Origin of the sequence: Lysinibacillus sp. NPDC096212 (genome assembly GCF_044763105.1) — a bacterium.
Lineage (GTDB): Bacteria > Bacillota > Bacilli > Bacillales_A > Planococcaceae > Lysinibacillus.
The window spans coordinates 323,537-344,498 of the sequence record NZ_JBIWFQ010000001.1; the positions used below are offsets into that span (position 1 = coordinate 323,537).

General features: G+C 37.1%; 21 protein-coding genes. 5 read left to right on the top strand and 16 right to left on the bottom strand.

Going from position 1 to position 20,962, the window contains the following annotated elements; all coding sequences use genetic code 11:
* Positions 1-153: 153 nt before the first annotated feature.
* From bshC to ACIQ7T_RS01545, 7 genes are all read right to left on the bottom strand, one after another.
* Positions 154-1,770: a bacillithiol biosynthesis cysteine-adding enzyme BshC gene (gene bshC, locus ACIQ7T_RS01515; RefSeq protein WP_402868237.1), complete on the bottom strand. Its 1,617-nt coding sequence runs from the start codon at positions 1,768-1,770 to the stop codon at positions 154-156.
* A 283-nt stretch (positions 1,771-2,053) separates the two neighbouring features.
* Positions 2,054-2,449: a DUF3397 domain-containing protein gene (locus ACIQ7T_RS01520; protein WP_402868239.1), complete on the bottom strand. Its 396-nt coding sequence runs from the start codon at positions 2,447-2,449 to the stop codon at positions 2,054-2,056.
* A complete protein-coding gene (locus tag ACIQ7T_RS01525; protein WP_402868241.1) occupies positions 2,446-3,348 on the bottom strand; it encodes a ketopantoate reductase family protein in 903 nt (300 codons plus the stop codon). Before ACIQ7T_RS01525 ends, ACIQ7T_RS01520 begins: the two co-directional genes overlap by 4 nt.
* 772 nt (positions 3,349-4,120) lie before the next feature.
* Entirely contained in the window at positions 4,121-4,498 is a 378-nt protein-coding gene (locus ACIQ7T_RS01530; RefSeq protein WP_132357574.1) for a transcriptional regulator, read from the bottom strand.
* A 110-nt stretch (positions 4,499-4,608) separates the two neighbouring features.
* A complete protein-coding gene (locus ACIQ7T_RS01535; protein WP_402868243.1) occupies positions 4,609-5,376 on the bottom strand; it encodes an enoyl-CoA hydratase/isomerase family protein in 768 nt (255 codons plus the stop codon).
* Between the two features lie 163 nt (positions 5,377-5,539).
* Positions 5,540-5,713 carry a 50S ribosomal protein L32 gene (gene rpmF / locus ACIQ7T_RS01540; protein WP_010858320.1) on the bottom strand — a complete coding sequence of 58 codons (174 nt, stop codon included), beginning with the start codon at positions 5,711-5,713 and terminating at the stop codon, positions 5,540-5,542.
* A gap of 24 nt (positions 5,714-5,737) precedes the next feature.
* Positions 5,738-6,271 carry a YceD family protein gene (locus ACIQ7T_RS01545; protein ID WP_370075332.1) on the bottom strand — a complete coding sequence of 178 codons (534 nt, stop codon included), beginning with the start codon at positions 6,269-6,271 and terminating at the stop codon, positions 5,738-5,740.
* 197 nt (positions 6,272-6,468) lie between these two features.
* Here ACIQ7T_RS01545 and ACIQ7T_RS01550 point away from each other — a divergent pair, with 197 nt between their 5' ends.
* On the top strand, positions 6,469-7,680 hold the full coding sequence (locus ACIQ7T_RS01550; RefSeq protein WP_370075333.1) for a nucleotidyltransferase: 1,212 nt from the start codon (positions 6,469-6,471) through the stop codon (positions 7,678-7,680).
* A 758-nt stretch (positions 7,681-8,438) separates the two neighbouring features.
* Here ACIQ7T_RS01550 and ACIQ7T_RS01555 read toward each other — a convergent pair.
* Complete coding sequence (locus tag ACIQ7T_RS01555) at positions 8,439-9,485, bottom strand: SepM family pheromone-processing serine protease (RefSeq protein ID WP_370083070.1); 1,047 nt, start codon at positions 9,483-9,485, stop codon at positions 8,439-8,441.
* A 118-nt stretch (positions 9,486-9,603) separates the two neighbouring features.
* Here ACIQ7T_RS01555 and ACIQ7T_RS01560 point away from each other — a divergent pair, with 118 nt between their 5' ends.
* On the top strand, positions 9,604-10,503 hold the full coding sequence (locus ACIQ7T_RS01560; RefSeq protein WP_370083072.1) for a hypothetical protein: 900 nt from the start codon (positions 9,604-9,606) through the stop codon (positions 10,501-10,503).
* A gap of 311 nt (positions 10,504-10,814) precedes the next feature.
* On the opposite strand, the gene coaD is transcribed toward ACIQ7T_RS01560, so the two are convergent.
* The 3 genes from coaD to ACIQ7T_RS01575 form a co-directional block, all read right to left on the bottom strand.
* Entirely contained in the window at positions 10,815-11,306 is a 492-nt protein-coding gene (gene coaD, locus ACIQ7T_RS01565) for a pantetheine-phosphate adenylyltransferase (protein ID WP_370083074.1), read from the bottom strand.
* 46 nt (positions 11,307-11,352) lie between these two features.
* Complete coding sequence (rsmD, locus tag ACIQ7T_RS01570) at positions 11,353-11,913, bottom strand: 16S rRNA (guanine(966)-N(2))-methyltransferase RsmD (protein ID WP_370083076.1); 561 nt, start codon at positions 11,911-11,913, stop codon at positions 11,353-11,355.
* Between the two features lie 371 nt (positions 11,914-12,284).
* A complete protein-coding gene (locus tag ACIQ7T_RS01575) occupies positions 12,285-13,712 on the bottom strand; it encodes an RNA polymerase II (protein ID WP_370083078.1) in 1,428 nt (475 codons plus the stop codon).
* A gap of 56 nt (positions 13,713-13,768) precedes the next feature.
* Here ACIQ7T_RS01575 and ACIQ7T_RS01580 point away from each other — a divergent pair, with 56 nt between their 5' ends.
* Positions 13,769-14,158: a DUF7147 family protein gene (locus tag ACIQ7T_RS01580; protein ID WP_370083080.1), complete on the top strand. Its 390-nt coding sequence runs from the start codon at positions 13,769-13,771 to the stop codon at positions 14,156-14,158.
* Between the two features lie 2 nt (positions 14,159-14,160).
* Here the strand turns inward: ACIQ7T_RS01580 and ACIQ7T_RS01585 are convergent, their stop codons facing one another.
* The gene (locus ACIQ7T_RS01585; protein WP_132357596.1) at positions 14,161-14,433 is read right to left on the bottom strand and encodes a YlbG family protein; all 273 of its coding nucleotides are present in this window, start codon (positions 14,431-14,433) and stop codon (positions 14,161-14,163) included.
* 308 nt (positions 14,434-14,741) lie between these two features.
* Between ACIQ7T_RS01585 and ACIQ7T_RS01590 the strand changes: the two genes are divergently transcribed.
* Entirely contained in the window at positions 14,742-15,641 is a 900-nt protein-coding gene (locus ACIQ7T_RS01590) for a glycerophosphodiester phosphodiesterase family protein (protein ID WP_370083082.1), read from the top strand.
* A 170-nt stretch (positions 15,642-15,811) separates the two neighbouring features.
* On the opposite strand, the gene ACIQ7T_RS01595 is transcribed toward ACIQ7T_RS01590, so the two are convergent.
* The 3 genes from ACIQ7T_RS01595 to ACIQ7T_RS01605 all read right to left on the bottom strand — a co-directional run bounded on the left by ACIQ7T_RS01595 (position 15,812) and on the right by ACIQ7T_RS01605 (position 18,758).
* Positions 15,812-16,378 carry a hypothetical protein gene (locus ACIQ7T_RS01595; protein ID WP_370083084.1) on the bottom strand — a complete coding sequence of 189 codons (567 nt, stop codon included), beginning with the start codon at positions 16,376-16,378 and terminating at the stop codon, positions 15,812-15,814.
* A gap of 712 nt (positions 16,379-17,090) precedes the next feature.
* Entirely contained in the window at positions 17,091-18,143 is a 1,053-nt protein-coding gene (locus ACIQ7T_RS01600) for a tartrate dehydrogenase (protein WP_370083086.1), read from the bottom strand.
* 168 nt (positions 18,144-18,311) lie between these two features.
* Positions 18,312-18,758: a YlbF/YmcA family competence regulator gene (locus ACIQ7T_RS01605; RefSeq protein ID WP_370083088.1), complete on the bottom strand. Its 447-nt coding sequence runs from the start codon at positions 18,756-18,758 to the stop codon at positions 18,312-18,314.
* Between the two features lie 87 nt (positions 18,759-18,845).
* Between ACIQ7T_RS01605 and ACIQ7T_RS01610 the strand changes: the two genes are divergently transcribed.
* Positions 18,846-19,346, top strand: a complete 501-nt coding sequence (locus ACIQ7T_RS01610) for a PaaI family thioesterase (protein WP_370083090.1) — start codon at positions 18,846-18,848, stop codon at positions 19,344-19,346.
* Here the strand turns inward: ACIQ7T_RS01610 and ACIQ7T_RS01615 are convergent.
* Complete coding sequence (locus ACIQ7T_RS01615) at positions 19,327-20,802, bottom strand: UDP-N-acetylmuramoyl-L-alanyl-D-glutamate--2,6-diaminopimelate ligase (protein ID WP_370083092.1); 1,476 nt, start codon at positions 20,800-20,802, stop codon at positions 19,327-19,329. The genes ACIQ7T_RS01610 and ACIQ7T_RS01615 overlap by 20 nt on opposite strands.
* Between the last annotated feature and the right edge of the window lie 160 nt (positions 20,803-20,962).

The following is a 20,962-nucleotide window of genomic DNA, read 5'->3' on the forward strand; positions in this document are numbered from 1 at the left end:
ACCTTTAACAAATTATTGAACCCATGATAAATGACACAAAAAAAGAGCTACCCTTAGTAGGATAGCTCTCCATTTACTATTTATGTCGTCATTGTTCATCAAATTAACATTGTATTAAATTGTTAATTAGGTATAAAGTTACAAACATTGGAATTATAAATAAATTAAATAATGGTGATTGCCAATGCTATAATTTTGTTTCAGCATTTCAGTAATTAGCATAGGTCCAAACTCATTAAAATATTGATAAGGATTATAAGTTCTTTCCTGGAATCCTTCATTTGGATACAACTCATTTTGTAGCGTCATAAATTTTCGAATTGTCGTTTCATGCTTGTTTAGAACAGTTTGTTCAACCTTTTGCTGTAAATACTCAAATTGCTTTAGATGATTCTCTTTATTTTTCACAAGAATTTTATCTAGTAATAGTTGTTGTTCTTCTAAATAAAGTTGAAGAGCCTCATACTTTTCTAAAAGATCTTGTTGCATCACCTGAATTTGATGCTTCGCTTCAGTATCCTGTATTTCAGCAATAAACTGTTCTTTAAGCTGTACCGCTTTTCCATCCCAAACATCGGCAACATTTAAACGATATTCACGCAAAAGTTGTTCTACGTGACGTGTGACAATCGTGATATGAAGACGCGGAGCAAAAATCGGCATTTGTAAACCTAATACCGCAAACGCATCTTTCAATGTCGCCCAGTATGCAAGCTCCCCTGGTCCACCAACAAACGCAAGCACAGGCAATGTCATTTCCTGCATTAGCGGACGCGTCACAACGTTATTACTTAACTGCTCAGGATGTTTTTCAGCAATTTCTAAAACTTCCTCACGTGATAGCTTGATATTTGCAGCTAGATTTACAAATTGCTGATTTTTTCTTTCTAAAAGATGACGCTCCCCATCTTCTACATAGAATAAATTGGCCGCTTCATTTGATGCCAAAATAGGAGTGCCATAGCCTGCACGTTCAAGCTCCTCTTCTTTTTCTGTCACCACTCTAGCAATTTCTTCATTTTTATGAATGATACGGGTAAAATTATCACGCTCATATTGGCGGAATTTAAAGTCTGCTGCATCAACCATCAATAAACCTTCATCTTTAAACAATTGATTCATAAGTTGCGCAAAGAAGTCCGTAAATGTTTCACACTCATTAAGAGTATCCACTAATTGTTTCACAAGCATTTCAGTGAATTCTGTTTCGCCCATATCCTTCGCAATCGTATTAATCAATTGTGTCATTGATTCTTTGTTTATACTTGTTTCAGAAGCCATCGTTTTACGTCTTGAACGTTCACCGTAAACACGTTTTTTAATATCTTCACCACGTACTGTATACGTATGGTTAATTTCCTCTAAATCATGATCTTCACCAGCTATCCAAAAAACAGGAACAACCGGTCGTTGAAGTTTTACACTTTGCTCTTTTGCTAATGCAATGACCGAAATCGCCTTATGCACTGAGAAAAGAGGACCTGTTAAGATACCCGCTTGTTGCCCACCGACAACTGCAACAGCCCCTTGCTCTAGTTGCTGCAAATGTTCATTCGCTTTCTTTGATAAACCGAGCGGCTCCATAAATTGACGTATGATGGCTGTTAATTCTTTTTGATCATATGCATGCTGATCTAAATATTGCGCTCGTTTTTCAAAAGATTTATCGTTATATGCGTATTCAAAAAACTCATGGATGGCAGTATTCGACGACCAATAATCTGCTAGCAAACGATTTTTTATGGGTACTTGGATTGACTCCAGTTTCATTTAACACAAACTCCTCTACTCACTAAATCATCTTCTTACTCTTCATAAGCAAACTTGAAATAAAATAAATCCCTTTTTATACTACTAAGCAATTAGAACGTTTATCAAACCGACAATTCCCAACAAATATTTAGAAAAACAGTATACGATTTTTGCCAGATACTCAAACGTTGTCGTACATTGGAATTTTATTTAATTTTTTGCACATATAGAGTTATTAATATAAAACAATCTTTAATGCTATTATTTTAACGCTTATGGCTTCAACATGAAAAGAAAATGCTTAGACCGCCTGTAAATATTCTATAACAGATTGAATAACACCTACTATACAAATAACAATATACGCCGTACTTAACAATAAAAATTGAAAGCGCCAAATTTTCCTAAGTAGCGATTTCACTTCAATTTCCTTTTTCGTTCGCCAATCAATATATGTAAAAATCATTGCCATCATTATCGCCAACGTTATTAATAGCGCACTAACATTGACATGCCACAGCACACCAATTGCTAGTGGTACTGAAAAAAACAAACAGACCGTTGTCACGTCAGATGCCACTCCAAAAGCATGAGTACCTCGAATTTTAACCTTTCGACTAATTAAATAGACGATCACAAAAAGGAGTATTGGACAAAAAATAATGATACTTATTATTATATGTAAAAAATCTTTCAACGTCTTTCACCGCTCTCCTCTATCGCAAGTACTTGGTGGTATAAAGTGCGTAAAGTAGGCAAATCATGACCTTTTGCTAGAGCTTTTTCTAATATCACTCCTACAATCGTGTCAATTTCACTTTTTCTCCCATGTATCCGATCCGCTAGCATAGATGATGTATTACTTGCTGTTTTTTCACATAACTCTATCACCTTGAAAAAAGGTATAGCTTGTTCTATGCCTTCAAAAGCATCTGTTAATTCTTGATAGATAGTTTGCATTAATAAAAATGCTCGCTTATTCGTTACTAATTCTCCGTTCCTCACTTGCAATATGGCCGTTAAAGGATTAATCAAGCAGTTGAATACAGCTTTCTCAAACAACATTTGTTCAGCATTAGCAACCAATTCAACTGGATACAAGGAATTTTCAATTTGTAACAAATCGTTAAAGGCATCACTGCCCCCTCGCTCTATCGCAATTTTACAAGGACCTACACCCCTATGTTGCACGGTTACCTGATCTATCATTTGAGCACCAAATGACACAGAACAAAAGGCAATATTTTTTTGTGGCAAACGCAGTGCTTCATCAAAATGCGCTAAACCATTTTGCATAAACAACAACGAAACTGTACTTGGTAACGCAGATAATTGTCCGTATAGCTCTTGTAATTGACCATACTTAACAGCGATTACAATTAAATCTTGCTGTGGTAACTCCATTAATTTCGTAGTTGAAGCAACTTTTTGCACAGTTTTCGTTCCATCAACATTCTCTCGTGTGAAATACTTCGCATTAAGTTCATCTACCTGCTCCAGCCTTCTTGCAACCAACGTTACAGACATACCAGACTCAGCTAAAAAACTTGCCGTTAACAAACCTACAGCACCTGCACCAATAATCGCTACATCCACAATCCATCACACCTCCCATATATACAATGGACAATCTAACATAAGAGAACGCCCTCCTAAACAGTTCTACCGCAATTACATCTTAGCCGCTACCGACCACCAATCAATTATGCCTCGGCATAATTGATTGGTGGTCGCTTCGCTTTCGTACAGAAAACATTTGTTGCTGACTCTTCGCTTTCGCACAAAATCACTTGTTGCTGTCGCTTTGCTTTCGCACAAAAAACACCTGTTGCTGTTGCTTCGCTTTCGCACAGAAAACATTTGTTGCTGTCGCTTCGCTTTCGCACAGAAAACACTTGTTGCTGTCTCTTTGCTTTCGTACAGATAAATTGCCACAGGACGTGACGTTCGGACTGAGTTCCTCTATTTCAGCAGATGTTTGGACACCTGTACCTGTCGCTACAAAAGACATTTGTAACTGCCGTTTCACTTACGTTACATTAGACATTCGCTGAAAGAAGTTAAATGATCCTTTTCGTCCCTTTCTACAGAAGGAGGTGCCTTAGAATGATCTCTAAGGCACCTCCTATGCAGCTTCTTTTATTATACAGGATTGACTAAGTGTTTACGATAATATAATAAGCGAAACTTTCATCAGTGGTTTTTTCTCACTAATTATCAGCCTTCACCTATTGGAATTTTACGGACCGTTAATGAGGGATAAATATTTTTTGAAACACTCAGCGCAGCATTATGTTTTCATTCAAGTTTACATTTTTTCTAAGTACCTTACTCTACAGCACTTTTAACTTTCGTCAGATTCCTTATTTTAATCTTTCATTAAAGAATACCCTTGCTGCAACCATTTCACTAGTTTATCGTGCTCATTTTGTAATTCGCGGTGCCTTACTTCGAGACTTTGATAGGCTTCTGTTAATTCATCAAAACTTGTTAATGCCAACTTCAAATGGCTTCGCATCGATTGTTGTGGCTGATTTCGGACAGCTAGTAGTGACTGACTATATTGACTACGTAATGTTTTATTCCAACGGAAACCACAAGCTTGTTTTGTACGACCTAGTTCAGCAGCAGCCAATTCAAAAGCTTCTAGCTGTGTTTTGCCATTTTGCACATTATGCAACACAATTTCTGCTAATCTTTCATCGTCTTCCTTTGTCCATTGATCTTTTCTTTTTTTCAATTCCATAATCTATCACCCTCGCATTTTTTACTACTATATGCGTGAGCGAGCAAAATAGAATCATCGAATTAAAAAAGACAGTGATTATGTTTTCTTATAATCACTGCCGTTATACATTATTTATTGTTTTTCTTTGTTAGGAAATTAGCAACTGCCTCGTGGTGAGCTTCACTTTCCCACAATTTCGCACATGTTCGAACTTCCTCCATAACACGTTCATACATATTACGTTCACGCCACTTACGAAGCTCAATTTCTTTATAAGCCTTATGAACAGAAGGATGAATTTTACGCATATGTTCGATAAAATCGTTCAATGCCGCTTCTTTTGAACCTTCAAAAACGCGCATTGCCCAACCAATCTCATATAGTAATTCCGCCGGATAAGGCTTCGCATCGACTAGCATCTTCATCGCACGATCATGGCGTAATCCTCGTTCGAATAAGTATGTACCGCCACCCCAACCGCTTGTAATTGCTAATGTCCCCTGTATAAAACCGCACTTCGCATGACTTGCCACTAGACGAAAATCGCAAGCTGTTGCAATTTCACAACCTCCACCAACCGCTGTTCCGTTAATTAACGCAATCGTAGGTACAGGCAATGTTGCAAGGTCATATAATATTTTACCCATCTTACCTAACATCCCGAACGCTTCATCCTCTGTTTCAAGCGAATGAAACTCAGATAAATCGCCTCCTGAGCAAAATGATTTATCCCCCGCGCCCGTCACGACCAAGAAACGAACATCATCATGATTACGAATATATGTAATGACTTCTTGGAGCCCATCCATAACCTCATCATTAACCGCATTCCGTTTTTCTTCTCGATTAATCGTAAACGTCATAATACCTTCTTTGTTATCAATTATGTAAGCCACACTATTTCCCCCTTTGTCCCGATGGATAAATTGTATCATACAATTATTATAGTACTATATATCTTTTCGTTATTGCCGGAAAATTCCGTCTCTTCAAACTAACAAAAAGGCTAGTAAAGAGCCATGGTCTCTCTACTAGCCTTTTAAGTGAGCAAACACTGTATTATTTGCTTACTACTTCTTTACCTTTGTATTGTCCGCAAGCTTTGCAAACACGGTGTGATAATTTTGCTTCCCCACAGTTTGGGCAAGCTACCATACCAGGTACAGATAGTTTGAAATGCGTACGACGCTTTCTTTTTGCAGTTTTAGAAGTTCTTCTAAATGGTACAGCCATTGATGGCACCTCCTTACAGATCGTCTATTCGTCTGTTTGATCAAAATACTTAGCTAAATTAGCAAGTCTTGGATCCACTTTTTGTGTGTCAGCTTTTTTGTGTAGTTCAACGTCTTCATCTGTTGCGTAAGACCAGTTTTTACCACCTTGCACTTGTCCTTCGGTATTCTCCTTGAACACTTGCAAAGGTATTTCAAGAAGCACTAACTCCTCGATAACCGGCTTCATGTCGATTACTTCACCATCAATATAGTGAATTTCTCCGTCATCTTCCCCTCGTTTATCCTCGTCAATCCAGCTGAAAATTTCAACTGTCTCAACTTCGATAGGAAACTCAACATCTTCCCATGTGCGTGCACATGGTAGTGTTAACGTCGCTGTCACAGTTAGCTGACATGTCATTTGCGATGCACCGAAAGTACATAGCCCTTTTACATGAACGGGCGAAATTGCTCGAATATCCTGGTTTCGCTCCATCACCTCGTCCAACTGGACATAGGCATCGATTGGCATCCCGTTTTGGCGGTATTTAGATAATTGATGAATTGACCATTTCATTCGTTTAATCACCTCGAGACAACAATGTTGATTATATAATGTGTAAAAATAGATGTCAAGATAATTTCTTGTCACCACAATAAAACCCACCTATAATTATATATTATACTAAGTGAATTTGCTCCAAATCGTTCTATAATAAGCAAAAGGCTCCAAATTTACAAGAACGAGAAGCAAATGAAAAAGGGGGCTTAAATTTGCAAGCAGTCGGAATAGTTGTTGAATACAATCCTTTTCACAACGGACATGCCTATCATTTGGAACAGGCAAAAAAAGTAGCACAAGCGGATATTGTCATCGCCATCATGAGCGGGGATTTTTTGCAGCGTGGTGAACCAGCCATGGTCGATAAATGGACACGTACAAAAATGGCTCTAACAGGTGGCGTTGATATAGTCATCGAGCTACCCTACGTTTATAGTACCGCACCTGCAACCGATTTCGCAAAAGGTGCAATTTCCTTATTATCAGCAATTGGTTGCGATTCTTTTGCCTTTGGAAGCGAAGATGGTTCCATTCAACCCTTTATGAATACGTTTCAGCTCATTAATAATCATCGCACTGAATATAACACTCTTATTAAAGAAAGCCTTAAAACGGGTGCAAGCTATCCTAAAAGTCTACATTACGCCTATGAACAGCTTTCTCAAAAATTCCCTGCAACATACATTGATTTGGGACAGCCAAACAATATACTTGGTTTTCATTATATTGAGGCTGCCAAAGTGCTAAGTAGTAACATTAAGCCTTTAACAATCCCACGCATCGTTGCAGGTTACCATGACGCTTTACAAGAAGGTGCATCTATTGCTAGTGCCACAGGAATTCGCAAGGCTCTAGCAACAACTAGCACCCTACAAAGTGTGGAAGATTTTCTCCCTAAAGCATCGTTTGATTATTTAGCTGATTGGCACGAAAAATATGGGGAATTTGCAAGTTGGGAAACTTTTTGGCCATTGTTACAGTTTACGCTTATTCGGCACACACCTCATGAACTTACGCGCTATGCTGAAGTAACAGAAGGCATTGAGAATGCTCTAATTAAAGCAGCGAAAACAAGTCATTCATTCAGTAGTTTTATGGAGAAAATTAAATCAAAACGCTATACTTGGACGCGTCTTCAACGTATGCTCACACACATTTATACTGGGTTTACAAAGGAACAATTGCAAAGCTTTGACGCTCCATCTAGTATACGTTTACTTGGTATGAGCAAGAAGGGACAAGGCTATTTAGGCATGCATAAAAAAGATATACCTTTACCTTTAATCAGTCGTGTAGCCGCTATGGATGATGCTATGCTTGCTGTAGATATTCATGCTGCAGAGGTATACAATTTAAGTATAGAACAAGGAATAAAAGAGCAAAGTCTTCCTAAAGATTATCAAACACCACCGATTCGTTTTTAAGTAACGAAAAAGGATGCCAGAAATTCTTCTAGCATCCTTTTATGTTGTTGACAAACAAAATGGTCAAGAAATGTCGTGGCGCTTTAAATGAGGGTGATTTCCATTCCAGGCTACTCGCCGTTGAGCCGCTTACGTTGCTGCCGCACGGAAAACACTCGCTCCGTGCAGGGTCTCACCTGTCTCGCTTTCCCACGGGAGTCAAGTAGCCTTCCATTCCAATCAATGATAGCGCAGTACTTTTAATTTATGCAATTAAGAATGAACGCTATGGCCACTTACCATAATCAAACAGAATAGAGAATGTTATTGTACATCTGCTGCGCAAACATTTTGCATACTATCACTATAAATTAAAGAGTGAAATGCTAAAAGTCACTTACTAATGAATTGATTGGAGTCGAGACTGGGCAACATAAAAAAGTAAAAGGATTCACTCACAGTTTTGTGTGTGAATCCTTTTTGTTCTTCTGAAGGAGGATGTCGATAAAAATTAAAAGTTAGGTGATAAAACGTGAAAGTTGGTAGATAAAATTCAGAAGTTGGTAGATAAAACGTGAAAGTTGGTAGATAAAATTTAAAAGTTGGGCGATAATTCCTGAAAAGGTCCCGCTCAAACTAAAAAGTTGGATGTCATTTTGTTAAAACGTAAAAGCGGCTCATCGGACGCCCCCAGGAAGCTCTGCTCTGTGCGAAAGCGAAGCGTCAGCAACAAAGCGCCCAGCCGGAACGGAAATCAACCCCACGCTACAGAAAAAACTTTATTTCGGCTGTAACTGTTTTAAATATTCGATCGCATCATCCACAGTTTTAACCGGAACTATTTTCATTTTTGTTCCAATTTCTTTCGCAGTCTTTACTGCTGTAGCATAATTAGATTCCAGTTCAGGATATTTAGCTTTCATTTCTGGAGTAATTTCATCATCTGGTGCAAAAAAGATTTCCATACCATCGCGATCAGCAGCAATGACTTTATAGTCTATTCCACCAATTCTTCCAACAGAGCCATCAACCAGCATTTCCCCTGTCCCTGCAATAGCATAACCTTTCGTTAAATCTTCTTCGAGAAGTTGGTCTAAAATTTCTAAGGTAAACATTAACCCAGCAGACGGACCTCCAATATCCTCCGTTTTCATTGACACATTTGGATTTGTTTCAATAGATTTACTTTCAGTATAAGTAATACCTAACCCTGCCCTTTTCTCTTCTGACTCAGGGATTTCCTTTAATGCAATCGTTACCTCTTGTTCTTTTGTATTACGATCAAATTTAATTGTCACCTTATCACCAAGTTGCTTCGGCTTTAAAAGGTCTACAAGCATTTGTTGGTTTTTAATTTTTTGTCCATCAACCTCAATAATTTCATCACCAGCTTTTAACAAATTATCCGAGGCACCGCCATCTAATACATTTAATACAAAAACACCATTAAAGAGAATTTTTGTTTGGAGGCCAGCCCTCTGAAAAGCTACATACTTTGCATTAAATTGAGAATCAGACATTAATTTTAACTGTCGAACATTATATTCCTCTTCATCCTCTAATGGATTTCGAACTTGTTCAATATCCATTAATTTTTGATATTTTTGAGTTTTCGCCCATACATATGAAAAAGGCGTAGCTTGCTGCATAGCCACCGTCATTAAACTCAAGGATCCTTTATCATCGGTATGGCTATTTTCGACGTTAACAAATTTACTGACATCATAAGCACTTCCTGGCTTCATGATATAAGCGTCTAGTCGGTACAACATTAAAAAACAAATCACGACTAATAACACTGCATAAATACTAATTTTTTTCTTCAAAGAAAAACACCTCCTAGGACGCTCACAAAACCATACGTTCATGTTTTTGCCTTTTTTACATATATTGATTTTAGCATTTGCCTATGTGAATGACAAAAAGTTGAAACGAGATGATAACATGTATGCGATAATTCAAATAGCGATTTGCATAGTTCTTATTCTATTACTCTTGTTATTCCCACAAACTGCTCATAACGGTACTGATTTAGGTTTAAACCTATTTATGGAGGCCCTTTTCCCGTATTTATTACCTTACCTTATTTTAACGCAATGGCTTCTCCGTTTAACGGCTCCTATGCGAACGAAAACAAAAAGAGCTTCTCTATACGTACAAGCCTACATTATTAGCGCACTCGGGGGGTATCCATCTGGAGCAACAACGATTGTTTACTTAAAAAACAGTGGGCAACTACATCCAAAAGAAGCAAATTTTTTATTAGCCGTATGTCACGCACCTAGTCCTCTTTTCGTTCTAGGATTTGTAAGCCTTGATTTATTACACAGTAATACGTTCGGATGGATGTTTTTATGTTTACTACATAGTTTTAATATTTGCTGTTTAATAACTGGTTACTTCTTATTTCGTAAAACAGATCCTCCTAGCATCTCCATACACAATACACCTTTGCATACAGCACCATTTTCTGAAAGCATTAAAGAAACAGCACCGACAATACTATTAGTTGGAACTACAATAATTTTTTTCACTACCATCCAGACGATTGTCCAACAAGGCTTAGACTCACTGCTACCTAAACTTCCCTATACAGCTGAGCTTTCCATAGCCGCTATTCTTGAAGTTACAAATGGTCTTAAAATGACCGTCTCAGCTTTTCCAAACTTTCCATATTTACCGTTACTAGTTGTTATGTTGTTAACAATGCAAAGTATAAGCATTCACTTACAAATTTTCGTAATCGCGAAATCAGCCAAGCTTTCCGTTCGACCCTATATAAAATTCCGCCTACTTAGCATAATCATTGTACCCACTATTTATGCTCTTTTTTTCTTAAAATAAATAATCGTTCTTTAGAGTAAAAAAAGGTTTAGCATTTAAGTTTTTTTGATTGGAGCGAGGAGTAAAGATCGGACTTAGGAGTAAGCACAGCAGAGGAATTCAATCATTTCCCTACTCTTATAACTTCCCTCCGAAGAACCACATAAAATAGCAGAAAATATTATGATAATTCTAGAATCCATTTTTTGTCAAATAAATAAAAACAGGGAAAAATTCACATCCAAAAAGCGCGAGAAATCAACATTGCTAAAATTGATTTCTCGCGCTTTTCAAGGCTTTGGCCAGTTTTGCCCTAGCCTCTCTTTTTTAGTTTATTTTTCAAACCCATACTTTTCTTTTAAAGCTTCTACAACACAAGCAGGAACAAGCTCAGTAACATCACTACCATATTTCGCAACTTCTTTAACAATGCTTGAGCTTAAGAATGAATATTGATTTTTTGTCATGATGAAAAACGTTTCAATGGTTTCATCAAGAAAACGGTTCATCGAAGTAATTTGCATTTCGTATTCAAAATCCGAAACAGCACGTAAACCACGAACAATCGCTTTTGCTTTTTTTTCCTTAGCATAGTCTATTAATAGCCCCGATGAACTTTCAATACGTACATTAGGCAATGCTTTAGTAACCTCCGCCATTAAAGCCATGCGCTCTTCTACTGAAAATAACGGCTGCTTGGATGAATTATTTAAAACAGCAACATAAACTGTGTCAAATACATCTGCCGCCCGTTTTATAATATCTAAGTGACCAAATGTCACTGGATCAAAACTTCCAGGAACTACAGCAATCTTCTCTGACAACTTATTCTCCCTCTCCCTCTATGCAACGATCAATTTCCACGGGTGTTTAGACACCCTCTGAATGAAGATAAACGGATATAATCGTTCCGCCATATGTTTCTTGTCTTTTTAATACAAAATCCCCAAATCTCTGTGGTAATTCTACTTCTTTTGCATGCTCACATAAAATAATGCCATCATGTTGAATTTTATCATTGTCGACAAGAATCTGCACTAAGTCATAATATTCTTTGAGATGATATGGTGGATCTAAAAATACTAATTTAAACGTAATATCACGTTTTAATAACGCTTTCACAGCACGCTTCGCATCGATACGAAAAAGCTCAGAGCAATCCTCGTAACGACATTTTTTTATGTTTTCCTGTAGTACTTGGAACGCCTTTGCATCCTTTTCAATGAAAACGGCGTGTTCAGCCCCTCTACTTAAAGATTCGATACCTAAGCCACCGCTCCCTGCAAATAAATCGAGCGCTATACCTCCATCAAAGAATGGACCAATAATATTAAATATGGATTCCTTTACTTTATCAGTTGTAGGTCTCGTCGTGTTCCCTGCAATTGCCTTTAAAGGCATCCCTTTACGTTCTCCTGCTACAACTCTCATAGGCAAATCACCGTACTTTCTTTTTCCATAAATCAATTTCGCCTTAGCGTAATTGTTGTTGCTGTCGCTTCGCTTTCGCACAGACAAAAAAACTGTTGTTGCTGTCGCTTCGCTTTCGCACAGACAAAAAACCTGTTGTTGCTGTCGCTTCGCTTTCGCACAGACAAAAAAACTGTTGTTGCTGTCGCTTCGCTTTCGCACAGACAAAAAAACTGTTGTTGCTGTCGCTTCGTTTTCGCACAGACAAAACCCTGTTGTTGCTGTCGCTTCGTTTTCGCACAGACAAAACCCTGTTGTTTCTGCAACAACAACCTGCTGATTGAAGATAAAAGCATTTTTGCAGCGAAAGACGAACCTCCGCTGCAAAAAATTTATTCTTGTTCTTGTGTTAATAACTTAATATTGATACGACCATCACTTTTTTGTAATTCTACTAAAAATAATCGTTGTAGCCAAGCTTCTTCAACATAATAATTATTGGCAATTTTAATAAGCGGTTCTGAAATAGTCGAATATCTACGTTGATTAAATACATAAAATCCTGGTTCTTTAGGGAAACGGAAGGTACGATTATCACTATTGATATAATATCCATTTTCACCTTCACCAGCAGTATAACCTAAATAAGGTAACAATTTATCAGCGTTATATAATACTTGCCCTTCATAAAGTATCACATGAACATCTTCTCTCAAAACATCATTCACGTAAATACTTCGGTCATCCTCAAATAATAGTGGATATGTGCCACTTTCTTGGGCAGCATTCAACTTAAAATAAGACGTTTTTGCATCTAATACCTCGGATAAAAGATCGTCCATTGAAGCAGGGGAAATCGGCTCTTCCCCAAGTTTATTCAAAGCTTCCTGCCATGCCGACTCTTGATTAGCCGTCATATATTCTTTTAACGTCTTCACGATTTTCTTTGCTTTATCTGAGCCAATCGTATCCTTCACTAAATAGGATGCCACCACTTCTGGCAACCATGCCGGTGAATCTTTAAACTTATATTGCGACTTTATTTGTGACAGTATAACTTCCTGTTCAACAGCTTGTTCAGTTAGCTCTGGTAAAAATAAAAGTCGGTCATCATGTTCTTTCACTGGATTCTTTTCTTGAATAATAGCAATATGTTGATCATTCAAAAACTTAAAATTCTCCAATGATTTCAAGAAATCCTTCGAAATAGCTCCCGGGGCATAAATAGACAACACAGGAGTTTGCTCTTGTACTTTTAAATTACCCGTCTGCCAATAAATATCACGAACTGTACCATAACCACTAAACATTGTATAGTTAACAAGTGATAGTTTTTGCTGACCTACTAAAGGCAAGCCTGTTATCCACTGACCAACAATTTTACTATCCGTTGAAATATGTACAACAGAATAAGATGATTCACCATTCGTTAATGTGGCGAAAACATTTTGGATGAGCATTTTATCTTTTAAGCCACCCTTAATCGGAATTATGTATGAAACAGATTGTGATTTAGTCTCCCCTTTTTCAAAATATGAGACTTCTTTTGATAAGCGATCACAGCTTTTTTCGTTATCGATAAAGCAACTAGGATTTATCGCATTTTCTGGCCACTCTATCTTCACTTTTTGGTTGGGTAAATTTTTAAAATGTTGACGAATATCCAAGCTATTTTCTCGATAGACAATTTCTATCTCTTGTGAATAACGGAATTCGCCATTGCCTGTCTCTAAGTCAGACGAATAAGCATGGTACTGAAAAAATAACGTTCCGGTAATGATTAGTGCTAGAATGGAAAAAAAACTCATTGCAAATTTCATGTGCTTGACCTCCCGCAGCATGATACTATGTGTATTGGAAAGGATGTGCAATTTTTATGCCACAACAATTTATAGAATTAGGTGAGGGCTATGGTGATGTTTATGAGCTACTTGAAATAGTGAAAACCAACCAAGATCGCTTCCACCAAGCCTTTATACTAACATCCACTAAAGAAGAAAAAAAGGTTGCCTCTTTAGCAGTCGCTTTAAAACCAGTCGGTGAAAGTAAATTCATGCCGATTTATATTTGTCGAGAAGGCATCCCTTATAATGAAGAGCAGCCTTCACAGCGACAAAAAATGTTTGAAGAAAGTATTAAACGACTAGATAGAAAAGCGGTTGTTGTAGAAATAAAGCACTCTTCTATATTTTCGGAATCAAAACTATTTTATCAATACCTGATTGGAATAATGAGACTTCATCACTACATCCCGGCGTTGACATAGTATTATAGACCTGCTTTATAGTCATATTCTTTCGCTTTATCTGGTTTTGCATTTTCATACTCAGTTTTAACAAATGGACGATAAGATTTTACAACGTCTTTCACGAATGGAAGGCGTTGTAGTTTTGTTGTCATTGATTCTATTTCCTCTCGCTCGCAATAAATCACCACATATTTTTGCCTCCGAGAAATATAAAGAACATGACCATATTTTCGAAGAGACTTCGCATGTTTTAATTGATGGACGTAAACGATTAGTCCTTGGCGTTCGTTCATAGTATTCCCCTCATTTCTTACATAAAAGAATACCATAGACCGGAAAATGATAGCAACAGAGTTTAGCTGACAGAACGCTCAATTTTCCGTTATAATGGTAAAGCATACAACGTTGACTTAGAGTTTTATATTCACTTATGCAAGTTATAGAGTACTAGTTTACGTAGAACTTTTGTTTGCTCACAATTATGCCTCGGCATAATCGTAGCTGACGCTTTGCTTTCGCTACAAAAACAATTGCTAAAAAAAGTTAAAAAGTGAAATTGCCAGTACTATTTATATTAATTTAATTGTTAAGGAGGACGAATATGGGTAAGAAAACAAAGATTGCGCTTGCAATCGCAGCGGCAAGTGCAGCGGCTTGGGCAGGTAGTAAAGCTATTTCTAAACCTCAACAACGAGAAGGTAAACAAGCATTACAATTTGATCACCCAATTATTCTCGCACATCGTGGCGGTGCTCATATAGCACCTGAGCATACAATGCCTGCTTTTGAAAAAGCCGCACAGTTAGGTGTTGACGGCTTTGAAATAGATATTCGCTTAACCAAAGATGAGGAAATTATCGTTTTCCACGATGATACTGTCGATCGTACGACAGATGGCTATGGACTTGTTGCAGACATGACTTTAGCGGAAATAAATGCACTAAACCACGGCTATCAATTTGAAGATTTAGATATGGAATTTCCTTATCGAGATGAAAAAATAGATGTTGTCACATTACGTGAACTATTAGAAACTTATCCAAACTTGTTAGTAAATATTGATATTAAAGATGCACCAGATACGTATGAAGGAAGTTTAATGCCATCTAAACTATGGCGTTTAATTGAAGAGCTTGGTGCTGAGAATCGAGTAGTTGTCACAAGCTTTTACGGTGAACAGATCGATCGCTTTAATTTATATGCACAAAATCAAGTAGCGCTCGGTGCAGGTGAATCAGATGTTCGTAAAGCATTTGCTTCTTTCTCAAGCCAGTTTGGACACTTATATCATCCAAAGGTAGACGTATTCCAGATACCGCCTAAATCAGGAGTAATCACACTAGAATCTCCAAAGTTTATCCAGTTTCTGAACAATTTAAACATCCCTGTTCATTATTGGACTATCAATGACGTAGCAACAATGAATAAACTAATTCAAAACGGTGCAAAAGGTATTATTACAGATCGACCTGATATTGCTGTAGAATTACTACAAAAATAAGAATAATAAAATGGAGCCTAATCTCCATTTTATTATGGTTAACACATTGATTGGTGAGGGCCTTCTTTTAACAGCCCTTACCTTTTATTAATTTCTCTACCTATATAATTATTGGGTACCGGGGATAAATCTAACTCTCTTACCTACACAGAAAGCTTATATACAAGAATTCACTCTGGAAATTCTAGACGTAATGCTTCTAAAAATATCTCGGCTATCCCATTAGGGTTTCCATTTTTCGTTGTTTCTTCTGAAAACCAAGAATACTCCAAATCGTGAATAATTATGGGTATTTCTCTGTTAAAAGTATGTATAATAACTTTATTGTCGTGTAATCTTTTTGCTACATTAGAAACTACCTGTAAAAACTCAAAATATCCGTTTGGTCCTTTTCCTATATAATTATAATCCTCATCATACATTAATGTTTCGTCCTCGTACCCAATATCTTTTATGCCATTTTCCTTAAACCATTGTAATAATATGTTTGTCGATTCTTCATCGCCAATAATTTCATTTTCATCTTGTCTCCAAAAGGCGTAATTCCATCTTTGCTCACTGAGCTGTGAACTATACTCACAATCTTCCTCGGTATTATAACTGATTACAAAAATAGGGATATTATCTGAAGCTTCATTTGTATATACAAAAAAAGATAATGCATATATTCCTTCCTCATTCCAATTTTCAATAATCGGTTTTATCTTTTTGTACAAATATTCCGTTAAGTTTAACATAGTAATCCTCCTACAAAAGTAGTTAATATATAATCGTTAGTTTATTAAATAATTGTTCATTTGTCTTATCTTTTTATTATTCTACCACGAAGTTGAATAAAAAAAGAGCTGTCTGAACAGCTCAAAGTTCTGCTACTAAAGAACTCGTTAATTTAAGAAGAACAGCGAAGCTTATATTAAACAATCGCGACCTATTGTTGAAGATCACAAAATATAAAAAGTGCATACATACGTCGTAATGAAGTAAACTATATTATTAAAAGCACGAATGATTTTGTGCTTTATTTCTCTTCAACAAGGGTTGGATAATTACAGAATATAAGGTAGGAATTATTAAAAAAAGAAGGAGAGATACGATGTTCGATCAAGTTGCGTATTTTATTTTTCAAGCCCTGGTAATTCTAACGGTTTTGGTTGTTGTGGTTGGAATCCCTCTTGGGGATACATTGTTAAGGAAAAAATAGAGGCTGGGACAGAACTCGTTTATTTTGAAAAATAACAAAAAGAGATAATAATTTTTCGCTTCACCAAAGTGAATTCCCTATTTAAAATCAAAAAAAATGTTAGACCGATTATATCTAGGTCTAACATTTCTTTTTGTCCCAGCCTCTTTTGATTTTACACCTCGCTTCGTTTCTATAATAGATTTAGGGATTGGTGTTAATAATTCCTACCCAAAATTAGAAAACCCCACTGTTCCAAAAGTTTTGCTTTATTGTAGATGATGTAATACGGCATCCGTTACATCACGTAATGTCGCTTTTCCTCCCAAATCACCTGTTTTAATACCTTCAGCTAATGTTGCTTCCATCGCATTTAGCACTTTGGCGCCAAGCTCATGATAACCTAAGAAATCAAGCATCATTTTGCCTGTCCAAATTTGTCCAAGTGGATTTGCTATCCCTTGTCCTGCAATGTCAGGAGCAGAGCCATGGACTGGTTCAAACATAGATGGATATTGTCGTTCTATATTTAAATTTGCAGCTGGAGCAATTCCGATACTCCCCATAATTGCACCACCTAAGTCGGTTAAAATATCTCCAAATAAATTGGATGCAACAATAACATCAAAGTTTTCTGGCTTCATTACTAAAAAGGCAGCTAAAGCATCAATATGATTAGATACTTGTCCTATATTCTCGTAATCTTTACCTACTTCTGCAAATACTTCATCCCAAAAAGGCATACTGTATGTAATTCCATTAGATTTTGTGGCACTTGTAACATGCTGGCGTCGAGTTTTTGCCATTTCAAATGCATATCGCATTGCACGTTCTGTTCCCTTCCTTGTGAAAATAGCATTTTGGATCGCAACCTCATCCTGTCCACTATGTATTCTGCCACCACTCTCAGCATACTCTCCCTCTGAGTTTTCACGTACAACAACAAAATCAAAGCCATTTGGATTACGTAAAGGTGAAGGCAAACCTTGAAGTAGCTTTGCTGGACGCACATTAATAGATTGCTTCATCTCACGGCGGATTTTAATAAGTAGCCCCCATAATGAAATGTGGTCTGGTACTAGATCTGGCATGCCTACAGCACCTAAAAAGATTTGATCGTAACCTTTCAAAATTTCAATACCATTATCAGGCATCATTTTACCTGTCTCTAAATAATAATCACAACCCCAAGGGAATGTTGTCCATTCAAATTGAAAGCTGCCATCTAATTGAGCGGCTTTATCAAGAACTTCTATCGCCGCTGGTACAACCTCTTTACCAATCCCATCTCCTGGTATAACGGCAATTCGATAAGTCTTCATCTGTTAATCCTCCTTTAATTTCCATAACGCCTATACAATTACTATACAATTTTTCTGCAGTAATTACACTCTGATGTTTATGGCTGTCGCTACTGTAGCATAGTATAAAAAAGACTGTATAGAAACTCACCCGAGTTTACATACAGTCTAAAAAAAGTATTACCTTGTTTATGCAGAGCAAGAGCATGAACCGCCTGAGCCACATCCTCCACCACATGAAGAACCTGATGCAAAGAACGGATTACTTACAGGAACTTTTACCGCTTCTGAAACAGTTTTCCCTATAAGTAAGCTTATTTGATCAAGTAAATCTTGAAAATCGTTCTCAGCAATTCTTAAAGCTGAAACCTTTTCATTTAAATCGAGTGCGCGCTTTTGCTGACGAATCGATTTCATAATTGTATGATAGTCCGGATGATATTTTCCGAAACGTTGTACATCTTCATACTGCTCTTTCATGCGATTAAATGCATAAATAGCTTCGACTATTTGGACATCGCTATACACAGCATCATATGCTTGCTGCAGCATTTTCGCAGGCTCAGAGGAAAGAATCATCTCACAAAGCGCATCGGCCTCATCCAAAATGATTGCCCAGTCAGAGGTCATCATCATTTTTAATTCCCCCAATCTCTTTCCCATCATAACAGATTTTATGGTAATTTTACATTATTGATATTTTTAAAAGAAGGAGTTTTTAAATTGGTACCATCGTCTAAAAAAGAAATAGAACAATTACTTGCAGAGATTTTACAACATAGTACAGCTGAAGATGAGGAAGTTTTACTACATTTATTGTCTGGCCTTCACGATAAACAACAAGGTATTCATCGACGTTATATTAATGCTGCTTTACACATGGTTGGCAAATTTGAGCCTGAAGTTAGCGAAGTTCGCATTCCCATTACACCTGTTATCCATAATACCATTAAGGTACCACACGGTGGGATTATTGCAACAATTGCAGATGCAGCAATGGGAGGACTTGCTTCACGTTCAGTACCAGAAGGCTTTAATGTTGTCACAACCAATATGAATATCTCTTATATTGCTACAACCACTAATAAAGAACTAATCGCTCGTGGACGTTTCGTACATAAAGGGCGTCAGACACTTGTGATGGAATGTGATATCGAGGATGAGACAGGACGAAAACTTGCTATTGCGACTGGTTCTTTCTTTGTCATTCAACGCCGTCCTTAGACATAAGATTTAAAAAGTAATCTCGAATACATTGTTGATCGGAAAAAGGGAATTTTTGATTTTTTATTTGTTGGGTCTGTTCATGCCCTTTTCCGGCAACAAGTACAATATCACCTTTTTCTGCCTTTGCTATTGCTTGATGAATAGCAACTTTCCGATCTAGATAGATTTCATAATATTGCTGCTCAGTAAAACCAGCAATAATACTTTCATTAATTAAAATTGGGTCTTCATCGCGCGGATTATCAGTTGTTAAAAAAATGACATCCGCATACTTACTAGCTACTGCTCCCATCGCAAAACGTTTCGCCTTATCTCGATTTCCCCCACAGCTAAATACAAGGTAAAGGGTTTTCGAGCGATCAAAAGTTTGCAGAACAGCCTGTAATGCCTCTGCAGTATGTGCATAATCTACATACACATCAATCCCAAATGGATTGTCTATTTTCTCAAGTCTTCCTTCTGGTAGCCTTAACAACCACATATGCTCTGCTATCTCTTCAATTGAGAAACCTAGACGCCATAAAGTCATCAACGCAGCTACAGCATTTTGCACATGATATTTACCAACAAAAGGGATTTCTACAATATGCTCAGTCGATGATGTTTGTAAACAAAGTACCGTTTTTCCAAATGATTCACTGACAATTTGGATATGTAAATCATTATGATTATCAAAGCCAAATGAGCAGGATTTTTTCTTATCATAAATACCGACGGAACGGCAAAAATTATCATCTCCATTTAGCACTAGCTTTTTCGATAAATCTGCCAACCTTTTTTTCGCACGCTTATATGCCTCAAGTCCTCCGTGATCTTCTAAATGGTCCTCCGATAAATTTAAAAAAACACCACAATCGATATCACAATGATCAAGTCTATTTTGCTGTAATCCCATTGATGAAGCTTCTAAAACAACATGTGTAACACCATTTCGTACACATTGCTTTAAAATCGGATGCAACTCTTTTGCCTGTAATGTAGTTAATTGCTCATACACAGTTTGTTGTTTCTGTTCATTGATGAAAAATCCTACAGTTCCAATAACTGCAACGTTTTTATGTAGGGCTCTTAATAATTGGCTCACAAAATGACTCACTGTTGTTTTACCATTTGTACCTGTAATCGCAATGACTGTTAATGCTTCTGCGGGAAAGGCTGAAAGCTTTGCACTCGCATACGATAAAAATAAGGATGTATTTGGAACCCAAACAAAAGGAATATTTTGATCGGTAATAGGCATTGAAATACTTTCCTCTGATACTATCGCGGCAGCACCCCGAGCTAATGCTTCTTTTACAAAACGACTTCCCGATGTTTTCTTACCTTTACGTACAATAAAAATGTCCCCAGGTTTTACTGCCTGAGCATAATCCTCGACTCCTGTAATAGTTGTGCGAATAGATCCTCCAGTTACGCTACATGGCCAATCTTTTAATAGCTCCGCTAATTGCAAGCTTCATTCCCCCTTTCGGTTCTCTATCATATGACGGCGTATGTAACGATGTGACGAAAAATGTAGGCGATTATTGTGCTTAATCTCACCTATAGAGGTGGGAGTCTTATGTACCTTTTCTACGCTTTTCGGTACAAAAGACATTTGTAACTGACGTTTC